An 18,523-nucleotide genomic window follows, 5' to 3' on the forward strand; every position below is an offset into this window, starting at 1 on the left:
CCACAATCTTAGTCCTTCACCGCCCCTGCCGCGATATCCGAGATAAACTGGCGGCTGATGAACAGGAACATGACGATAAGCGGAATGACCGCGAGCAGTGTACCTGCGATGACCATGGCATAGTCTGTGTTATACAGTCCGTTTAATTGAGACAATGCAATCTGCAACGTGTATTTGCGTTCATCCGTCAGGACGATCAAAGGCCACAGATAATCATTCCATACGCCGATGAAGGTGAACGCGCCGAGGAAAGCAAAGGCAGGTCGCAGAATTGGCAGCGCCACGTTCCAATAGAGTCGGAAGAAATTACAGCCGTCGATGCGGCCTGCATCCAGCAGATCGTTCGGAATCGACTCTGTGGCATATTGGCGAATCCAGAAGATGCCGAAGGCGTTCACCATGCCCGGAATAATAAGGGCTTTGAAGGAACCGACCCAGCCGAACGTTGCCATCAGCACGAAGGAAGGCACCAGCGACAGCTGAGAAGGTACCATCATGGTCGCGAGGAGCAGGATGAAGAGCCACTTTTTGCCGGGAAATTCAAACTTCGCAAACGCAAATCCCGCCAGTGAGTCAAAAAACAGTACAAGTATGGTCACGAGGCCCGACACAAACAACGTATTCAGAAAAGCTCCCCAGAAGTCAATCTGCTGCAACACCCGCGTAATATTATTCCACAATTCGCCACCGAACCAGAGCTGGGGTGGAAACTTGTAGATATCGGACGTTGTCCGGGTAGACATTACAATCAGCCAATAGAACGGGAACATGGATATGAGCATGCCCCCGATAAGACCGGTATACAACACCAGCGATTTGAGGTGTTTGGTCGCCATGTGCGCTCCCCCTTATCACATCAGGATGATTTGCCTTGAACAAGCTTCCAGTTCACAATCGAGAACAGGGCGATAATGAGGAACATGCCCCAACCAACGGCAGCGCCATATCCGAAGTAATTGTTAATGAAGGATTCACGGTAGAGGTAGAGTACAATCGTCATGCCTGCTGCACCAGCGCCGCCATCATTACCTACCAATACTTGAGGCTCGGTGAACAGCTGCATACCCCCGATCGTTGATGTAATGACCGTAAACAGGATCACTGGACGCAGCATCGGAATCGTAATTCGGAAAAAGGATTGTATCGCTGATGCGCCGTCAATCTTGGCCGCTTCGTATAATGTCTGCGGAATACTCTGAAGTCCGGCCAGATAGATGACGGCGTTATATCCGGTCCAGCGCCAGACTACCATGGAGGAGATCGCAACTTTGATGCCCCATGGTGCATTAAGCCACTCCACAACCGGTAGCCCGACCGACTGCAACAGATAATTGAGAAAGCCATAATTGTTGGCAAATAAAGCACCGAAGATAATGGCTACCGCCACGATGGATGTGACGTTTGGCAGAAAATAACCGACCCGAAACAGGGTACGGAACTTCACAAATGGTGCATGCAGCAAAAAGGCAATAATCAGGGCAAAGAAGAGCATCGGAATCGTCGAATAGATCCAGATCATGAACGTGTTGCCCACGGCTTGCCAGAACTCGGCATCGGTCAGCATGTATTTGAAATTGTTGAGTCCGTTAAACGTCATGATACCGATGCCATCCCATTTATGAAAAGCCAGATAGAGTGAGAACCCAATCGGGAACAGCCCAAATACCGCAAACAGAATATAAAACGGCGATATCGCAACATAAAGTGCACGATGCTCCCACATTCTGGCCCACAGTGACTTCTGCCGATCCAGATCAGGTCTTGCATTTCCGGGATCGGGAGTAAGACGAGGTTCAGTTACAGCCATATGAATTCCTCCTTTACGGATAACGAAACCACACGTTGTTCAGGTTAACGCTGCAATTCCCGCTCGACGCGGTGTACTGTATCTGTCCAGACCTGCTGTGGATCGGCATTTTGCTTCGCGACATCATTCAGCCGCCGGGTGATAATGTTGTGTACGGATGGGTATCTTTCGCCAAAGAAAGCATTCGGCACATCCTGTGCCGATTCGGCAAATACAGGCCCTGTCGCCTGTCCACCGAAGAAAGGTTCTTTTTCTTTCATGGCAGGATCATCAAACACACCTGGTGCAGAAGGGAACAGGTTCAGTGTCTGATATTGCTCCAGTTGATTTTCGGGACTTTGCAGCCAGCGAACCAGTTCGAAGGCTTCCTGAGGATGTTCACTCGACTTCAGGATGGACAGGAATGATCCCCCGTTGTTGCCATCTCCCCCTGGTGCCCGAGCGACCCGCCATTTCCCGGAGGTGTCCGGAGCGGCTTCCTGAAGAACTTGTTTCATCCAGACAGCGCCCACGAAAGAGGCGATTTCGCCATTATTCATCGCGGCGTTCCAGCTTGGAGTCCAGCCATCTGCATTGGCTAGCAGTCCCTTCTCTTTGAAAGCAACGGCCGTATCCCAGCTCTTGCCCACAATAGGGGAATCCATGCCGATAAAGGACCCGTCCGGCCGGAAATAACGCTCCGCAGACTGCGATATGACTTGATTGTAAACGGTTGCAATATTGTCGGTTAGAAAAACCTTGCCTCCGAATTTTTCCTTGAGCTGTTCTCCGGCAGCAGCATATGCATCCCAGCTGTTGATCTGGCGTGTAACGTCTTCGGGATCAGATGGCAATCCGGCCTCCTTGAACAGATCTTCTCGGTAGAAGAGGGCAGTTGGTCCGGTATCCATCGGGAACCCGATCATCTGTCCACTTGGCGTAACGCCTTGCTTCCATTTCCACGGCAGATATTGGTCTTCAATATCTCCTGCGCCGAGATCATACAGATTATAGAAACGGTCCTCACTGGGGAATAGCTCCATGATCCAGTCGTTCAATGCTACAATGTCTGGTTCACCTGAGCGTGCAGCGAGTGTTGTTTTGAGTTTTGCTTTGAAATCACCGCCGATTTTCTGAGCTGTCAGTTCGATATTGGGGAACTTTTCCTTAGCCCTGGCAATCAACTTATCATCGATGGAACGATTCCAGTACCATAATGTAAGCGCTACCTTTTTGTTGTTCGCTGAATCGTCCTGTCCGGGCCAGATGGAGCATCCGCTTATGAGCAGGACGCAGACCATCAGTATGGCTGTCCAGCATGTTCTTTTCCGGCGGATCATGTGTATTACCCCCTCATCGTTAAGTTCGAGGCATGAAGTGCTTTGGACTACAACATTAGTGTATGAGCAGTTTATAAACTCATACCCAATATTCCCGAAATGAAACACATATTTGTGTCCGTTGCGTAACATAAATTGGGTAGTTACTTTAAAAATAAAAGTTACTTGACACATTATAATTTTTATTCTAAACTAACTTACATAAAGTAACTAATGATGATGAGAATAATATAGATACGTACTATATAACATCCAAGTGATCCAATTTCACGCTGGATGCGAATCAATCAACATACAAGTTGGCCTAAACAGGAGGAACGACAATGATCAATTCACATATTATTCAACTGCTTGCCCCCAAAATTCAGACTTTTCCGAGTGGAAAAGAGTTCATATACCTGGTGGGACCAATCAAACTCCCGGTTAACCTCGATGGGGAGACCAAGACATTCCAGTGGTACAGCTGGATGAAATCGGACAAAGCGATGGAGAGCGGCGAGTTAATCGAATCTCTTGCTGAGGCTGAACTGGCAGAGCGTCAACAATCCAGTGTTCTGGTGTACGGTGACTTTGCCGACGCACAAGAAGCGCTGATTCGGATGCATAGCATCTGTCATACAGGCGACATCTTTGGCAGCAAACGCTGTGATTGTGGCTTCCAATTGGAGCAATCCATGAAAATGATCGCCGCTCACGGAGCGGGCGCACTGTTCTACCTTGCCAACCATGAAGGACGTGGCATTGGTCTGTTCAGCAAAGCCATGGCGTACATTTTGCAAGAAAAAGGTCTGGATACGGTAGATGCGAACTTACAGCTCGGATTCACGGACGATGCTCGTAATTATGACGATGCGATTGCTGTGCTGCGTGCACTTCGCTCCGCACCGGTTACATTGATCACCAACAATCCACGGAAGCTGGCTGCTTTGCAGGAAGCGGGATTAAATGTGGGTGGACGTGTGCCACTATGGGGAGATCGCTCTGCTTTTAACGAGAAGTATCTGCAAACGAAAGTGAACCGTTCCGGTCATTTGGAAGAAAGTGATGGTTGGGCTGGGGCAGAGACGCTGCTTCCGCATGCGCAGGGTTAATCATTATTAATAGACGTAATCGATTAGTGGATTAGTCGTTGTAGTACTCTCCGTTAAGGAGAAGTACAGCAGCGGCTTTTTGCTATGGATGATAGGGTAGCGATCAGGTTTTCCTGATTCACGGAATGGCTTGCCGTTCCTGCAGTGCGGATTATACAATATAGGCATCTGATGAATGCGGGAGGAACCAAGGTGCCATTTGAGGGACAACGTATATTGCCGGCTGCAAAGAGCATGAAGCAGTTTGAAGCGATGATTGAAGGCCCTTATACCTATGGGGTGATGCTGGAAACGCATATTGCACAGCTTCAGAGTGTAATGGACGAGGCGCGGCGGTATGACAAAAAGATACTTTTGCATGCAGATCTGGTACAGGGATTGAAAAACGATGAGTATGCGGCAGAGTATCTGTGTCAGCACATTCGCCCGGCAGGACTGATCTCTACAAGGGCAAGTGTAATTCAAAAGGCGAAGCAGAAGGGAATTACAGCCATACAACGTATTTTTCTGCTGGACACCCATGCACTGGAGAAAAGTTATCTGCTGCTGGCTAAAACCCAACCGGATTATATTGAAGTACTACCTGGCGTCATTCCGCATATTATTGCGGAAGTATCTGTACGTACAGGTATCCCCATTATTGCGGGGGGACTGATCCGTTCACCGGAAGAGGTTGAACTTGCGCTTGGCGTCGGAGCAACGGCAGTGACCACTTCCAACGCAGAGCTGATCCGACACTTTGAGAAATCGCTTACACCTTAAAAAGAACCCACAACAGGAGGTTGTCTGTATGGAAAAATATATTTTGGCTCTGGATCAAGGAACGACGAGCTCCCGGGCCATTCTATTTAACCACGGCGGGGAGATTGTGCACATTGCACAGCAGGAATTCCCTCAATATTTCCCCAAACCGGGCTGGGTAGAGCAGAATGCCAACGAAATCTGGAGTTCCATTCTTGCTGTGATGGCTTCATGTCTGGCAGAGAGCGGAATTAAGCCTGTCCAGATTGCCGGAATTGGAATTACGAATCAGCGGGAGACGGTTGTGGTATGGGACAAAGAAACAGGCAGACCCATCTATAATGCAGTGGTATGGCAATCCAGACAGACCGCAGAGATCTGTGAAGAATTGAAGACGCAAGGTCTCGGGGACCTTTTCCGCCGTAAAACAGGATTATTGATCGATCCCTACTTCTCGGGAACAAAGGTGAAGTGGATTCTGGATCATGTCCCTGGTGCCCGGGAGCGGGCAGAGAAGGGTGAACTGCTGTTTGGCACGATTGATAGCTGGCTGATCTGGAAACTGAGCGGGGGTACACATGTCACGGATATATCCAATGCCTCACGTACTCTGATCTATAACATCTATGATCTGCAATGGGATGACGAATTGTTGGATATCCTCGACATTCCTAAGGCCATGCTGCCAGAGGTACGGGGTTCATCCGAGGTGTATGCACACACAACAGACTATCATTTCTTCGGTCATCGGATTCCGATTGCGGGAGCGGCAGGAGATCAACAGGCAGCGATGTTTGGTCAGGGCTGTTACACCAAGGGCAGTATGAAAAATACATATGGTACCGGTTGTTTCATGCTTATGAACACGGGAGAGAACCCGGTACAATCCAATCACGGACTGATTACAACGATTGCCTGGGGGATGAATGGCAAGGTTGAATATGCGCTTGAAGGCAGCATTTTTGTTGCAGGTTCAGCGGTTCAGTGGCTGCGTGACGGATTAAGGATGCTTCGCTCTTCAAAAGATAGCGAGGATTACGCCTCACGTGTGCCTTCGACAGACGGTGTTTATATGGTACCTGCATTTGTGGGACTGGGCAGTCCGTATTGGGATAGTGAGGTTAAGGGTGCGGTGTTTGGCCTGACCCGAGGCACGACGAAGGAACACTTTATCCGTGCTACGCTTGAGGCGTTGGCGTATCAGACCAAAGATGTACTGGAGGCGATGGAATCCGACTCGGGTATTCCCGTGCATGCTCTGCGTGTCGATGGCGGGGCGGCGGCTAATGATTTTCTCATGCAGTTCCAGAGTGATATTCTGGGCATTCCTGTCGAACGACCTACAGTGAACGAAACCACTGCATTGGGTGCGGCATATCTGGCAGGTCTGGCGGTGGGGTATTGGACGAACGCGGATGAATTGGCCGATCATGAGAATACGGAGCGTGTCTTCCATCCAGTTATGGCTGAGCAACAACGGACAGAACTGTATACAGGCTGGAAGTGTGCAGTGAATGCAGCAATGGCTTTTAAATAAAAGAAATGAAATGAATATTTCTTGGTGTGGGTATTTGTACTTTTTAACTAAACATATGTTATAAATGATATTTACTGGTGGAAAATGATGCATGATTTACAGGGTTATTCTTCCTAGGGAAGGCGGAATATACACCCACTATAAGGAAAAAAACAAGGTTAGTGGATTCATTTGAAATTCCATCCTTTGGCAGAACAACTTTTTGAATTTTTTTTGAATAATGTGTCATTTCAGGACTTCACGCCGTCAAAAATCTGTGATAGGATAAAGGCACAAGTTAAAAAATGATGTCTGGAGATCGGGAGGGACCACGTGCCGCTCAGCAATTGCTGAGCGAATGACGTGGTCCTTTTTTTGTTTTTTTACGGAAAAATTGAGAAAATCAATAGGAGGTTCAAGAATGACAGAAACGTTCTCGTCAGCACACCGGACCGAATATTTGCAAAGCATGGCGAATGCACATTTTGACGTATTAATTATTGGTGGAGGGATTACAGGCGCAGGGATTGCATTGGATGCAGCTTCGCGTGGATTGAAGACAGCGCTTGTAGAAATGCAGGATTTTGCAGCAGGTACATCCAGTCGTTCGACCAAACTTGTCCATGGCGGATTGCGTTATTTGAAGCAATATGAAGTGAAGATGGTTGCTGAGGTAGGACGGGAGCGGGCTGTAGTTTATGAAAATGGGCCACATGTGACCACACCGGAACCGATGTTGTTACCGATCTATACGGCTGGTACGTTCGGCCGCTTCAGCACATCCATTGGACTGATGGTGTATGATCGGCTCGCCGGGGTGAAGCGCAGTGAACGGCGCCAAATGTTGAATGCTGGAGCGGTGTCAGATAGTGAACCTTTATTACGCAAACAGGGGTTGTTGGGTGGTGGACTCTATGTGGAGTACCGGACTGATGATGCCAGGCTCACCATAGAAGTTATGAAAGAAGCCGTCAAACGCGGGGCACAGGCAGTGAACTACGTCAAGGCGAAAGGTTTCCTGAAGGAGAATGGCAAGATTACAGGTATTGAAGCTACGGATCAGATCGATGGGCAGATATATACGCTAAAAGCAAGCAAGGTGATCAACGCTTCCGGTCCATGGGTAGACGGTCTGCGGGAATTGGACGGTTCGCGCCAGGGGAAAACGCTGCAGATGACCAAAGGCATTCATTTGGTCTTTGATGGTGAACGATTCCCATTGAGGCAGGCCGTCTATTTTGATACACCAGATGGTCGAATGGTGTTTGCTGTCCCACGTGATGGCAAAACCTATGTAGGTACAACCGACACCGTATATCAGGATGATCCTGCACACCCGCAAATTTCCGACTCGGATCGCGATTATGTGATTGATGCAGTTAATGGCATGTTTCCAGATGTACACATTGGTACCGAGGATGTGGAATCCGGATGGGCGGGTGTACGTCCACTAATTCATGAGGAAGGCAAGAATCCTTCCGAAATTTCACGTAAAGATGAAGTCTGGGTATCCGATTCCAACCTGATTACGATTGCCGGGGGCAAGTTAACCGGATACCGTAAAATGGCCGAGATGGTTGTTGATCTGGTCGCGCGCCAGATGGAGCACGAGAGTGGGCATTCCATAGGCCCTTGTGTAACGAAGAAGATGCCCATCTCCGGCGGTGATGTAGGGGGATCTTCTGGATTTGTATCGTATGCGGAGCGCAAGATCAAGGATGGTGTTGCCTTGGGGCTTGCCCGACCGGCTGCGGAGCGGCTGGTTCGCACGTATGGTTCCAATGTGGAGGCACTGTATGAGCGAATGCCCGATCCACGCACCAAGTCCGAGCTTCATGGCATGCCACAGGAGTTATTGCTTATGCTACATTACGCGATTGATGAAGAGATGGCTGCAACCCCATCTGACTTTTTGGTACGAAGAACAGGTGATTTATTCTTCCGTATTGATGAAGTTCGTCGCTATAAAGCAGCAGTTATCTCGTATATGGCAGGTCGTTTGGACTGGTCTGAAGAGCAAGAGGTTAAACATACACAGGAACTGGATCAGCTGTTGCTGGAAGCATCCGGCAAAATCTGAGGCAGGATTTCAAGATCGAGAGTCGAATGGAACATGTAAGCGTGTAACATAGAGAGGGGATTACATCCATGACATTACAGATCGGAATCATTGGAACAGGCTGGTTCAGTAAGGTACACGCGGATATTCTCGCACGGATGGAAGGTGTTCGTGTTGCGAGTGTCTGTGGAACATCGCTCGAAAAGGCAGAGGCTATGGCCTCCGTTTATGATGCTGTTGGTTACGGGGAACTTGAACATATGCTGGATGGTGAGAAGCTGGATGCGGTGTATATCTGTGTGCCTCCGATGTCTCACGGATCGATTGAATCCGAATTAATCCGCCGCGGTATTCCATTCCTGGTGGAGAAACCGTTGAGCACCGGAATGGATGTTCCGCGTCAGGTGTTGGATCAGGTGCAAAAGAGTGGGTTGTTAACCTCTGTAGGATACCATTTCCGTTATCAGGAGGCTGCGCAGGTTCTGCAGCAAGCGATGAAAGAACAGACGGTCGGCATGGCTCTTGGCCGCTGGATGGGCGGAATGCCAGGGGTCGCCTGGTGGCGGCGTCAGGACGGTTCAGGAGGACAATTCGTAGAGCAGACTACACATATTGTAGACTTGCTTCGGTATTGTGCAGGAGAAGTTACGGAGGTATATGCTGTAGCAGCTCAGCGAAGCATGCATGAGAAGCATGAGCATGTGACCGTAGCCGATGTGGCAAATGTGACGCTCAAGCTGGAAAGTGGAGCGATTGCCAGTATCGCCAATACATGTCTGTTGCCAGACGGAGAGGGCGGCGCAGGACTCCAGTTCTACACGGATGCAGGTGTGTGGGATTGGACGCCAGAACGTTTGCTTCTGCCAAGTGCCGCAAAACATGCGATGGCAGGTCTGGAGATTCCGGCAGGACATAACCCATACGAGCGTGAGAATGAAGCGTTCATTCACGCCCTGCGTACGGGAGACCGTTCACGAATTCTGTCCGATTATGCGGATGCCTGCCGTACACAGGAGATTACGACGGCGGCGCTGGCATCGGCAGGTTCCGGTCTGCCGGTACAGCTTCAGCCTTCAAAACATCTCTCTCATTAAAAGGTTGAAGGTAATATAAATACGCCTGAATCAGGGAATGATCCGCAGATCAGCCTGATTCAGGCGTATTTGTGTTGAGTAGAGATTATTAAGTAGCAATTCAACTACTCGGATTTCTGCTGTTTCAACCAGTCCGATGACCAACTGTAGATCTGATCAATGACAGGTTCAATGGCTCTGCCTTTCGGTGTCAATTCATACTCTACACGGGGAGGTATCTCGGGAAACATGTGCCGGGTTACGATACCTTCCGTCTCCATTTCCTTCAGTCGCTCCGATAAAAGTCGTCCACTGATCGCCATCTCTGCTTCAAGCTCCGTAAACCGCTTGGGTCCGGACAACAGTTGGTACATGATTAACAGTACCCACTTCTTGCCTATGATGTCTATGGCTTGAGTGATCATACAGGGACTTGGTGCTTTTACTTTTTTCAGCTTCAACGTGTTCACCTCGATTCATAAGTATTTTCTTCAAGTTGTATATGAAAGGACATGATTTCTGCCGCTTTAAGAATATAGGACATCCAAGTAAATGAGGGTTACTACAAAATATACTGTAACATACCTTTTGTATGTATTATACATCATACTGCGAAAAATTACTTGAAGAAATTATATTATTATTATATACTAACTTCATAAAAGTAAGTTACTGATAAATAATACGTATAATATGAACGCGTACTATTCTGAAAATTGAACTGGGCTGAACGGTTGAAAACAGAGTGACCTTTGGGAGCTTTTACATAGATTCTTTTTTTACAATGTGCAGCAAAAATAATCATTACATAGTAGGAACATATAATTTGTTACAGGAGGATCTACATATGAACAAAATTTTGGGATATATTTTTCTGGTTATTCTTGCAGGTGTGTTTGTCATGACGGGGTTTAACAAGATTAGTGGGGCGGACATGATGATTCAGACCTTCGAGAGTTTCTCTTATCCGACATGGACGATGTATCTGCTCGGCGCTGCGGAGTTGCTTAGTGCAGTAGGATTGCTGATTCCACGTACTCGCATCCTGGCTTCTGGCATACTGACATTCATTCTGATTGGGGCCGTGGGAAGTCATCTGATCTATGCACAATACGCTGCTGTTCCGTTCCCGGCTGTGTTGTTGGTAGCTAATATCATTGTCCTGATTGTGGGCATGCGCAGATTGGAAGCGGAAGAAGAAGGCCAGATGGACGCGATTCAGGCGTAAGTGTTATACAGAAGATGACCACTGCCAGTGAGCGGTGGTCATCTTTTTTATGTAATACTTCGCGTGGCACGTGTAACGATTCGCCGTGTATGTTGTGTATCCGACTGCTGAGTCCAAGTGGCACAGACCTGCCGCACCCACTCTGGATTGGTCTTGCTGGCGTCGTTCAGCCAGTTACTTACCGAATCCTGTACATACTTATGGGCATCGGATTTTACTGCGTCAAGCAAGGGAAGGGCCATGGCCGGATTTTCTTTTAACTCCTGAATATGCTTGGCCCAGACGCCACGAGGTCTGATTGATTCTATGGCAAATCGACGGATCAGTGGATCAGGGTCAACGCTCCATGGGATTAATTGTTGCAAGGCTGAGGCTAATTCGGCAGAGATGGACTCCCGTACAGCCATCCAGGCAATTTCTCTCACACCAAAGTGATGATCTGCTGCAAAGGGCCGAATATGCTCCAACTTTTCAGTCAGGTTCAGACCGGAATCCAGCCCAATGATATAAGCCGCCCAGCAGCGAACACTGTCTGAACGATGCTCTGCAATGGAACGAAAGAGATTCGTTTGTTCATTGACTGATGGACGTTTCAACAGATCAAGCCATTGCATGGCTATGGTCGGGATGATTTTCATGATCCGCTGCTCATCCATCTGTGTTAACTGCTCTGTAATTGCTCTGGTTTCGGCATCCATTCCCCATTCATGGGTAACCTTCTGAAAAAGAGAAACATGATCTACAGCCAGCCATTCGGTCAAATTAACCGATTCAATATGTCCTGCTTGCAGCCCATTGCGGATATGCTCTGGGATTTCCGTTGCTTTACGGGCACCTTTGCGAAGAAGAATGTCTTCAGGGATAAATAGATCTGGCTTAGCATCCAACAGTATTCCTCCTTGGTTGTATAACATCATGAGTTATATAGTACAACTTGCTGGAGAACAGGGATGTAAGGCATCTTACAAGTGGGCAGTGATTTTCCGGAGGGTAGTGATTTCGTCACGATGAAGGGAGACTGATTTGAATCCGGTACGAATACGGCCTGCTCTTGCTAACTCTTGTATGACAATCGTAACCGATTCCCGTGTGGCTCCTGCCATCCAGGCAATCTCCTGATGGGTAAGCCCAAGTTGAATCCGGCAGTACTCATCTTCTTCGATCCATCCCATCTGTTCAGCCAGCCGGAAGAGATTATGTATCACCTTTTCATGCAGGTTTCCGAGTGCGAGCGTCTGTGTCAAGTCGCTCATTCGTTTGATCCGCTCGCTTAGTACGTTCATCAGTCTCATCATAAACTGTGGATGTTCAATCAGAAACTGTTCAAAACGTTGTTTGTTCATCAGGCAAATGTCACACTCCTCCATCGTTTCGATATAAACAGCACGTGTTCCGAGTGAGATTCCGTTCATTTCTCCAAACACGTTACCTTCCGTCAAAATATCGAGAGTGAACTGCTTGCCCTCCGGATTTAAAGTATATAAACGAACCTTTCCTCTTTTTACAAAATAGAAACCTTCTGTAAACGTATCCGGTGTCTGGATCTGTCTGTTTTTGGGTATGGTCGTAATAGAAGTCATCCCATCCATTTCAATCAGGTCTGCCTCGGACAAGGAGGACATGAGGTCGAATTGTGATAAATACAGAATTTTATCCATAGAACTCCTTTCCATAACAATATGAATATAAAAAAAGAAGAACCCACGAAAAACAACGGGTTCTCTTGCAGCGGGACTTCCTGATCGGAAGGTCTTCTGACTATAAATGATCAAATGCCATTTTAATTATAGTAACTTTTTTAATTGAGAGACGCGTCCTTGGCTGATGCCAAGCTTTTCCGCAATTTGCTGTTGAGCCAAACCGGGATTCTGTTCAACAATTTCTTTCATCTGTTGCAGCATACGTGCCGTCTTCGGCCGCAGGTCCGGGTATTCTTGGTTGTCAGCTGTGGTCCCTTCTTCCCTAGCGGGAGATGAGACTGGGGCGGATTTGGAAGCAGGACGCTCCACGGGTGCAGGAGCCTGTTTGTTCTGAGGTACGAACCAGTCGGGAGAGTCATCCGGGTGTTTTAATTGAATTGCACAAGTCCGGCAGATGAATTGTTCTTTGAAATACATTTCCGTATCTACATCACCGCAAAAAATACATAATGTTGATTTGTACTTTCTTAAAATCAACTCTTTCCCTTCAATGAAAAACTCAAGCGGATCGCCGATATGGATTTCCATCGTATCCCGCATTTCTTTGGGAAGGACAATTCGTCCAAGACGGTCCAGAGATCTCTTCATTCCGGTTCTTTTCATCGCATCTCCCCCGCAATATTCACAATTAAAAACCTGTCCTTATTGTAAGGAAGAAAGGGCTTTAATACAACAATAATATTTCAAAAAAGTGGATAATTCCATCCATTATGGGAAAATAAGTTTAGAAAGCACGGGTGCAACCGCTAAAGTGAACAATGCAGCGAGCACCATGGAGATGCTGGAGATGGTACCCGTCAGGGAGCTCAGTTCAAACGCCTTGGATGTCCCTGTGCCATGGGCACCGGTTCCAAACAGTGTGCCTCGTGCAATCTCCCCATCGATGCGCAGCATCTTAACGATCGAAGGGCCCATAATCACTCCGAGCAGACCAGTCATAATAACAAAAACAGCTGTCACTGCGGGAATGCCACCGATGGTAGCCGAAACGTTCATGGCAATCGGGGTGGTAATCGATCTTGGGATCAGACTATGAATGAGACCGGAATCCAGGCGCAACCATTTGGCGAGCAGGGCAGAAGAAAGTACAGCAACCACCGAGCCGGTCATGACACTGAAGACAATCTCGGAAATATGTTTTTTGAGTACATGGAAAAAGGTATAAAGCGGTACGGCAAACGCCACGGTGGCCGGTTGGAGAAGCAGACTCAGCCATTTGCCGCCACTGCTATACGTGGTATAATCCGTTCCCGTTGCGAGCAATATGCCAACGACAAGCAGCGGCGTAATGAGCAGTGGAGACAGATATACTTTTGGCAGACTACGATACATTCGTTTGGCGACCGCATAGATACCGACGGTTAACAGCAGGCAGAGAAATCCAATCATCCGGTGTGACGCTCCTTTCGTTTCGCGATTCGTGTAGCCACCAGGCCTGTGCAGGACATGACCAGAAATGTACTAAGCAGTACGATGAATAAAATTTGCAATCCGTCATGTTCCAACATGGGCATATAGTTCATAATGCCAACGGCTGACGGGATAAAAAATAACAATAGTTCACCGAGCAGCCAGGCAGCTCCAACTTCAATCCAGCGCAGCTTCACGACACGAGTCTGAAGCAGAATGAATAACACAACCATACCGAGTATCGAACCCGGTACAGGAAGATGGAGAGTACGGGCCAGCAGGTCCATGAGTAGTGAAAAAACCATTAAGAGCGCAACTTGTGCAATACCAAGGCCCCATTTTTTCACTTCAATCCCTCCTTGTATAATCAACGTAATCCTTTGAGTTAATATGAAAATGAAAATGATTCATTTGATATCATAAATTTTACATGGCATTCTTTCATGAGTAAAATGCATATTAAGAATGTTTACTATTCCATTTATCTATGAGAGGTGGGAATCAACCGATGGATATCCGCCATTTGCAATATTTTCTGGAAGTTGCCCGGCAGCAGAGCTTCACAAAAGCCGCCGAAGTTCTGTATATCACCCAACCTACGATCAGCAAGACGGTCAAGAGTCTTGAAGAGGAATTGGGTATCACTTTACTGGACCGTTATGGAAAAAAGGTGGAACTAACCGACGCGGGCCATGTGTTTTTTCGGCAGGCACTTGAGATTGAAAAATCATTCCGCAGTCTGTCGTCCGAATTGGATGATCTGATGAACTTGAAGAAAGGCCATCTGCGGATTGGTCTTCCACCGATGGTAGGATCCAGCTTTTTCCCCATGATCATTGGTGAATTTCACAAAGCCTACCCGCAGGTGACCATTCAACTATTTGAGGATGGTGCCAAAAAAGTGGAGGCCGATGTGATCAGTGGTGCACTGGATATTGGCGTTGCCGTACTGCCAACGGTGGATGAGCTGTTGGATCATTTTGTGTTTGTGAAAGAGAAGCTGAACCTGCTCGTACACCCTTCACATCCGCTTGCAGGAAAAGAATCGGTTGCGCTGCATGAACTGGAAAACGATGCCTTTGTGTTGTTTCGGGAGGATTTTGCGTTGCATGACCGGATTATTGTGGCCTGTCAGCATGCTGGGTTCCAGCCCCGGGTGGTATATGAGAGCTCCCAGTGGGATCTGCTCAGCGCGATGGTTGCCGCCAATCTGGGGGTGGCCTTACTACCGGAGACGATCTGTCGTGAGGTGGACCATATGCGCGTGCGCATTATACCCGTGGTGGAACCGGTGATTCCATGGCAACTCGGCATGATCTGGCGGAAGGATCGTTATCTGTCTTTTGCCACGAGAGAGTGGATCGCATTCACACAGTCAATGCTGGGTGAGTAAGGGAAGCGATCGGAAGGTTATTCTGTCATTGTAGTGTCCGATGTAAATACTCTTTTGTTGACCCCGGATCGTTGTTACAATGGAAGCATAATCATGATGGAGGTGTACGAACATGAAACTGCGGGTATCCGCTGTACAATACCAATTGCACACAATCAGCTCGTTTGAGCAGTTCGCCGCTCAGGCTGAGCATTACATACGGACAGCGAGTGAATACGGAACCGAATTTGTGCTGTTCCCGGAATTTTTCACAACACAGTTAATGTCCATTGGGGACAAACAAGGCAATGCACTGACGATTGAGAATCTGCCGAACTTTACGGAACAATATGAACAACTATTCACGTCACTCGCTGCCAAGTACGGCATGCACGTCATCGGGGGAACCCACGTCATTCGCCGTGAAGGGAAGCTGTATAATACAGCCCACATGTTCTACCCGGATGGTCGCATCGTGCGCCAGGACAAGATTCACATTACGCCAACCGAAGTACAGGAATGGAATATGGCTCCCGGAGATGGACTTGAGGTGTTCGACACGGATAAAGGCCGTATTGCCATGCTGACCTGTTACGATATTGAATTCCCCGAAATTGTACGGATGGCCAAAGCCAAAGGCGCTGACGTGATTTTCTGTCCTTCCTGCACGGACGATCGTCATGGATTCTACCGTGTGCGTTATACGAGTCATGCCCGCGCGGTAGAGAATCAGGTGTATGTTGTGTTAACCGGAACAGTGGGTAACCTGCCGACCGTTGATTTCATGCGTGCCAACTATGGACAGGCTGCAATTATTACGCCAAATGATATCCCGTTCCCGCCACGTGGCATTCTGGCCGAGGGTGAGATTAACAACGATATGATCGTGACCGCCGATCTGGATCTGGATTTGCTGTATGAGGTACGTGAACGTGGATCGGTAACGACTTGGCGTGACCGCCGTACTGATCTGTATACCGATTGGGAGTAGCAAGTTGCTCTTAAAACGGAACGGAACAGAGCAGGAAATTCATTTGTCAGTGGAAAGGGGTGAACCGACAACATGTATACCAAAGAAATGCTGATCACCGACCCGGAGCGAAGTGGCAAAAGGGTAAAGGCAGTTGTCCGCAATTATGTTACATCCGACTTTGAGGAACTCATTTGCATTCAGGCGGAGAGTTTCCCTCCTCCTTATCCGGAAGAGCTGCTCTGGAGTCATAAGCAGCTCACCAGTCATGTGCAGCATTACCCGGAGGGTGCCATCTGTATTGAAGTCGATGGAGAATTGGCTGGCTCAATGACCTCGCTACGGATGCAGTGGGATCCTGCACATCCAGCAAGTCATACCTGGGCCCAAGTAACGGATGACGGTTATATTCGTAACCACCAGAGGGATGGCAACACGCTGTATATTGTCGATCTCTGTGTTCGTCCAAAGTACCGCAAATGGGGACTGGCTCAACTTATGATGCAGGCGATGTACCACCTTGTCATCGCTCAGGGGATGGATCGGTTACTGGGTGCTGGTAGAATGCCGGGTTATCATCTGGTTGCAGAACAACTGTCTGCGCAGGAATATCTGGATCAGTTAGCAGCGGGAGAGAGGCGTGACCCGGTGATATCGTTCCTGCTTCGCTGTGGCCGCATGCCTGTCGGTGTGACCGCAGACTATCTGGACGATGAGGAATCCTGCAATTATGCAGCCCTGATGGAGTGGCGGAATCCGTTCAAATAAAAAATATCAAATGCAATACATCATCGATCGAGGGGGTATTTATCCATGGAATTCACGCGTATTACATCCATTAAAGATCCATTGTTTGCCCAAATGCACAAGCTGATGCAGGAGATTTTCCCGCGGGAAGAAGTGCTGGACTTCCCCCTGTGGGAAGAACCGCTGGAAGATCCGGGTATTCGGGTGTTCGTGGCTGTACATGAGGGACAGGTTGTTGGAGCGACGGAGTACCGTTATTACGAGGACTGGAACGTAGCCATGACGGACTTCACGATTATTGGGCGCGAAGGACTGGGGATCGGCAGTTTCCTGGCGAATCACCGCAAGCGTGATCTGCAAAAGCTGGCTGCAGCAAACGGGAAAGAATTGTTCGGTATGTTTGCCGAAATCTATAACCCTTATCTGAGTCAGGATCACGAGTTTGGCGGAATCAAGCCAATGGACCCGTATGTGCGTCGCGAAGTATTGTCCCATCTGGGATACCAGCGTCTGGACTTCCCGTATGTTCATCCATCCTGGCAAGGTGACGGTGAAGCGGTTGGCGGATTGGATCTGTGCTTCATGCCAGGTGATGAGTCGCTTGGTGAACTGCCAGCCAGTCTGGTGGCTGATTTCCTGAATCGATATTATGCGGTGTTACCAAACAAACCGCAGGAATGGCTTGCCATGGTAGAGCAATTGACTGCTCGCACGTCGGTTGCGCTACTGCCGTTGTAAACATATGAACGACCCGAGCCCGGACTAACAGGCTTCGGGTCATTTTTGTTATTTTTTAGAATAAACAAGATAGTATTTTCTTTCGTAAGGGATATGTTACCATAAATATGGAAGATATGTGTTCCTATTCATTATTATTAAGGAGGGGATTAGATGAGAAAAAGCAGAATCTTGTTGATATGGATGCTCGCTTTATTTTTAACAGCCTGCAGTTCAAGTGACGATGCTTCACTACCAGATGTACAGGAGAGGGAACGCAAGGATGCCATAAATACCGAACAAATGCGGAAGGAAAATGAACTGCTGAAAGAGCAGGTACGGAACAACCAGAAGGAAAAAGATGAAAAAGACGCAAAAGAGCAGGAAGACGTAGAAAGTTTAAGAGAAACGCTGAACATAACGTTTAAACTGATGGCGGCGATGCAATCCAATAACTATACATATCTTGAATCGGTGTCTTCACCGAACATAGAAATATCGCAGCAGAACAATATCATTATTTCGAAACTGGAACAGGGGGATTACGAAGTCCCTTTTCTGCATAACGTTAGCCTGAATAATTTGGAGTACCGTGGATTTAATCCTCTTGATTCAGATCGTGTCATTTTACATATGGCTACAGTATGGTCTGATGGAAACGGTGCATTGGATTTCTATTTCATTCGTTCTGAGGAAGGCAACTGGCTCTTTGATGGTCTGCTCACGAATGGATAGGCCACTAGTTTGGTTCTGAAAATAAATAGCGACCGTTC

20 protein-coding genes are annotated in these 18,523 nt (G+C 47.9%); 11 read left to right on the plus strand and 9 right to left on the minus strand.

The features are described from left to right. Positions 1-8: 8 nt before the first annotated feature. The 3 genes from AC6CIF_RS07710 to AC6CIF_RS07720 form a co-directional block, all read right to left on the minus strand. Positions 9-836, minus strand: a complete 828-nt coding sequence (locus AC6CIF_RS07710; protein ID WP_036612996.1) for a carbohydrate ABC transporter permease — start codon at positions 834-836, stop codon at positions 9-11. Positions 837-856: 20 nt separating this feature from the next. After that, on the minus strand, positions 857-1,723 hold the full coding sequence (locus tag AC6CIF_RS07715; RefSeq protein WP_076320340.1) for a carbohydrate ABC transporter permease: 867 nt from the start codon (positions 1,721-1,723) through the stop codon (positions 857-859). A gap of 128 nt (positions 1,724-1,851) precedes the next feature. Then, on the minus strand, positions 1,852-3,126 hold the full coding sequence (locus tag AC6CIF_RS07720; protein ID WP_076209655.1) for an ABC transporter substrate-binding protein: 1,275 nt from the start codon (positions 3,124-3,126) through the stop codon (positions 1,852-1,854). Positions 3,127-3,449: 323 nt separating this feature from the next. Here AC6CIF_RS07720 and AC6CIF_RS07725 point away from each other — a divergent pair, with 323 nt between their 5' ends. The 5 genes from AC6CIF_RS07725 (at position 3,450) to AC6CIF_RS07745 (ending at position 9,627) form a co-directional block, all read left to right on the plus strand. Beyond that, complete coding sequence (locus AC6CIF_RS07725) at positions 3,450-4,217, plus strand: GTP cyclohydrolase II (protein WP_498198869.1); 768 nt, start codon at positions 3,450-3,452, stop codon at positions 4,215-4,217. Between the two features lie 192 nt (positions 4,218-4,409). Further along, entirely contained in the window at positions 4,410-4,979 is a 570-nt protein-coding gene (locus AC6CIF_RS07730; protein ID WP_145324730.1) for a glycerol-3-phosphate responsive antiterminator, read from the plus strand. A 28-nt stretch (positions 4,980-5,007) separates the two neighbouring features. After that, positions 5,008-6,495: a glycerol kinase GlpK gene (gene glpK / locus AC6CIF_RS07735; RefSeq protein WP_498198871.1), complete on the plus strand. Its 1,488-nt coding sequence runs from the start codon at positions 5,008-5,010 to the stop codon at positions 6,493-6,495. Between the two features lie 400 nt (positions 6,496-6,895). Next, entirely contained in the window at positions 6,896-8,554 is a 1,659-nt protein-coding gene (locus tag AC6CIF_RS07740; protein ID WP_498198873.1) for a glycerol-3-phosphate dehydrogenase/oxidase, read from the plus strand. A 68-nt stretch (positions 8,555-8,622) separates the two neighbouring features. Further along, positions 8,623-9,627 carry a Gfo/Idh/MocA family protein gene (locus AC6CIF_RS07745; protein WP_498198875.1) on the plus strand — a complete coding sequence of 335 codons (1,005 nt, stop codon included), beginning with the start codon at positions 8,623-8,625 and terminating at the stop codon, positions 9,625-9,627. Positions 9,628-9,731: 104 nt separating this feature from the next. Here the strand turns inward: AC6CIF_RS07745 and AC6CIF_RS07750 are convergent, their stop codons facing one another. Continuing rightward, positions 9,732-10,031: a winged helix-turn-helix transcriptional regulator gene (locus AC6CIF_RS07750; protein ID WP_026081419.1), complete on the minus strand. Its 300-nt coding sequence runs from the start codon at positions 10,029-10,031 to the stop codon at positions 9,732-9,734. A 422-nt stretch (positions 10,032-10,453) separates the two neighbouring features. Between AC6CIF_RS07750 and AC6CIF_RS07755 the strand changes: the two genes are divergently transcribed. Then, positions 10,454-10,834, plus strand: coding sequence for a DoxX family protein (locus AC6CIF_RS07755; protein WP_498198877.1), 381 nt, complete (start codon positions 10,454-10,456; stop codon positions 10,832-10,834). A 47-nt stretch (positions 10,835-10,881) separates the two neighbouring features. Here AC6CIF_RS07755 and AC6CIF_RS07760 read toward each other — a convergent pair whose 3' ends face one another. The 5 genes from AC6CIF_RS07760 to AC6CIF_RS07780 form a co-directional block, all read right to left on the minus strand. Continuing rightward, entirely contained in the window at positions 10,882-11,685 is an 804-nt protein-coding gene (locus AC6CIF_RS07760) for a DNA alkylation repair protein (protein ID WP_498199201.1), read from the minus strand. A gap of 111 nt (positions 11,686-11,796) precedes the next feature. Beyond that, the gene (locus AC6CIF_RS07765) at positions 11,797-12,492 is read right to left on the minus strand and encodes a Crp/Fnr family transcriptional regulator (protein ID WP_498198879.1); all 696 of its coding nucleotides are present in this window, start codon (positions 12,490-12,492) and stop codon (positions 11,797-11,799) included. 126 nt (positions 12,493-12,618) lie between these two features. Further along, on the minus strand, positions 12,619-13,137 hold the full coding sequence (locus AC6CIF_RS07770) for an AbrB/MazE/SpoVT family DNA-binding domain-containing protein (RefSeq protein WP_047840820.1): 519 nt from the start codon (positions 13,135-13,137) through the stop codon (positions 12,619-12,621). Between the two features lie 105 nt (positions 13,138-13,242). Further along, positions 13,243-13,923: an LrgB family protein gene (locus AC6CIF_RS07775; RefSeq protein ID WP_076209664.1), complete on the minus strand. Its 681-nt coding sequence runs from the start codon at positions 13,921-13,923 to the stop codon at positions 13,243-13,245. After that, complete coding sequence (locus tag AC6CIF_RS07780; protein WP_017691758.1) at positions 13,920-14,291, minus strand: CidA/LrgA family protein; 372 nt, start codon at positions 14,289-14,291, stop codon at positions 13,920-13,922. The genes AC6CIF_RS07775 and AC6CIF_RS07780 overlap by 4 nt, the downstream gene beginning before the upstream one ends. A 161-nt stretch (positions 14,292-14,452) precedes the next feature. On the opposite strand from AC6CIF_RS07780, the gene cidR reads away from it, so the two are divergent. From cidR to AC6CIF_RS07805, 5 genes are all read left to right on the plus strand, one after another. Further along, on the plus strand, positions 14,453-15,337 hold the full coding sequence (gene cidR, locus AC6CIF_RS07785; RefSeq protein WP_124116663.1) for a cidABC operon transcriptional activator CidR: 885 nt from the start codon (positions 14,453-14,455) through the stop codon (positions 15,335-15,337). A 112-nt stretch (positions 15,338-15,449) separates the two neighbouring features. Further along, entirely contained in the window at positions 15,450-16,307 is an 858-nt protein-coding gene (locus AC6CIF_RS07790; protein ID WP_498198882.1) for a carbon-nitrogen hydrolase family protein, read from the plus strand. A gap of 72 nt (positions 16,308-16,379) precedes the next feature. Beyond that, positions 16,380-17,054, plus strand: coding sequence for a GNAT family N-acetyltransferase (locus tag AC6CIF_RS07795; protein ID WP_498198884.1), 675 nt, complete (start codon positions 16,380-16,382; stop codon positions 17,052-17,054). Positions 17,055-17,099: 45 nt separating this feature from the next. Further along, positions 17,100-17,771, plus strand: coding sequence for a GNAT family N-acetyltransferase (locus AC6CIF_RS07800; protein WP_498198885.1), 672 nt, complete (start codon positions 17,100-17,102; stop codon positions 17,769-17,771). Positions 17,772-17,924: 153 nt separating this feature from the next. Continuing rightward, on the plus strand, positions 17,925-18,485 hold the full coding sequence (locus AC6CIF_RS07805; protein WP_498198887.1) for a hypothetical protein: 561 nt from the start codon (positions 17,925-17,927) through the stop codon (positions 18,483-18,485). The last annotated feature ends 38 nt before the right edge of the window (positions 18,486-18,523 follow it).

The organism is Paenibacillus sp. GQ49 (assembly GCF_059759055.1).

Bases quoted from the DNA above. Each gene is read 5' to 3' on its own strand.
- AC6CIF_RS07745 (WP_498198875.1), top strand. From the start codon at position 8,623: ATGACATTACAGATCGGAATCATTGGAACAGGCTGGTTCAGTAAGGTA.
- AC6CIF_RS07720 (WP_076209655.1), bottom strand. From the start codon at position 3,126: ATGATCCGCCGGAAAAGAACATGCTGGACAGCCATACTGATGGTCTGC.
- AC6CIF_RS07725 (WP_498198869.1), top strand. From the start codon at position 3,450: ATGATCAATTCACATATTATTCAACTGCTTGCCCCCAAAATTCAGACT.
- glpK (WP_498198871.1), top strand. From the start codon at position 5,008: ATGGAAAAATATATTTTGGCTCTGGATCAAGGAACGACGAGCTCCCGG.
- AC6CIF_RS07775 (WP_076209664.1), bottom strand. From the start codon at position 13,923: ATGATTGGATTTCTCTGCCTGCTGTTAACCGTCGGTATCTATGCGGTC.
- AC6CIF_RS07795 (WP_498198884.1), top strand. From the start codon at position 16,380: ATGTATACCAAAGAAATGCTGATCACCGACCCGGAGCGAAGTGGCAAA.
- AC6CIF_RS07805 (WP_498198887.1), top strand. From the start codon at position 17,925: ATGAGAAAAAGCAGAATCTTGTTGATATGGATGCTCGCTTTATTTTTA.
- AC6CIF_RS07770 (WP_047840820.1), bottom strand. From the start codon at position 13,137: ATGAAAAGAACCGGAATGAAGAGATCTCTGGACCGTCTTGGACGAATT.
- cidR (WP_124116663.1), top strand. From the start codon at position 14,453: ATGGATATCCGCCATTTGCAATATTTTCTGGAAGTTGCCCGGCAGCAG.
- AC6CIF_RS07740 (WP_498198873.1), top strand. From the start codon at position 6,896: ATGACAGAAACGTTCTCGTCAGCACACCGGACCGAATATTTGCAAAGC.
- AC6CIF_RS07710 (WP_036612996.1), bottom strand. From the start codon at position 836: ATGGCGACCAAACACCTCAAATCGCTGGTGTTGTATACCGGTCTTATC.
- AC6CIF_RS07800 (WP_498198885.1), top strand. From the start codon at position 17,100: ATGGAATTCACGCGTATTACATCCATTAAAGATCCATTGTTTGCCCAA.
- AC6CIF_RS07765 (WP_498198879.1), bottom strand. From the start codon at position 12,492: ATGGATAAAATTCTGTATTTATCACAATTCGACCTCATGTCCTCCTTG.
- AC6CIF_RS07755 (WP_498198877.1), top strand. From the start codon at position 10,454: ATGAACAAAATTTTGGGATATATTTTTCTGGTTATTCTTGCAGGTGTG.
- AC6CIF_RS07715 (WP_076320340.1), bottom strand. From the start codon at position 1,723: ATGTGGGAGCATCGTGCACTTTATGTTGCGATATCGCCGTTTTATATT.
- AC6CIF_RS07790 (WP_498198882.1), top strand. From the start codon at position 15,450: ATGAAACTGCGGGTATCCGCTGTACAATACCAATTGCACACAATCAGC.
- AC6CIF_RS07750 (WP_026081419.1), bottom strand. From the start codon at position 10,031: ATGATCACTCAAGCCATAGACATCATAGGCAAGAAGTGGGTACTGTTA.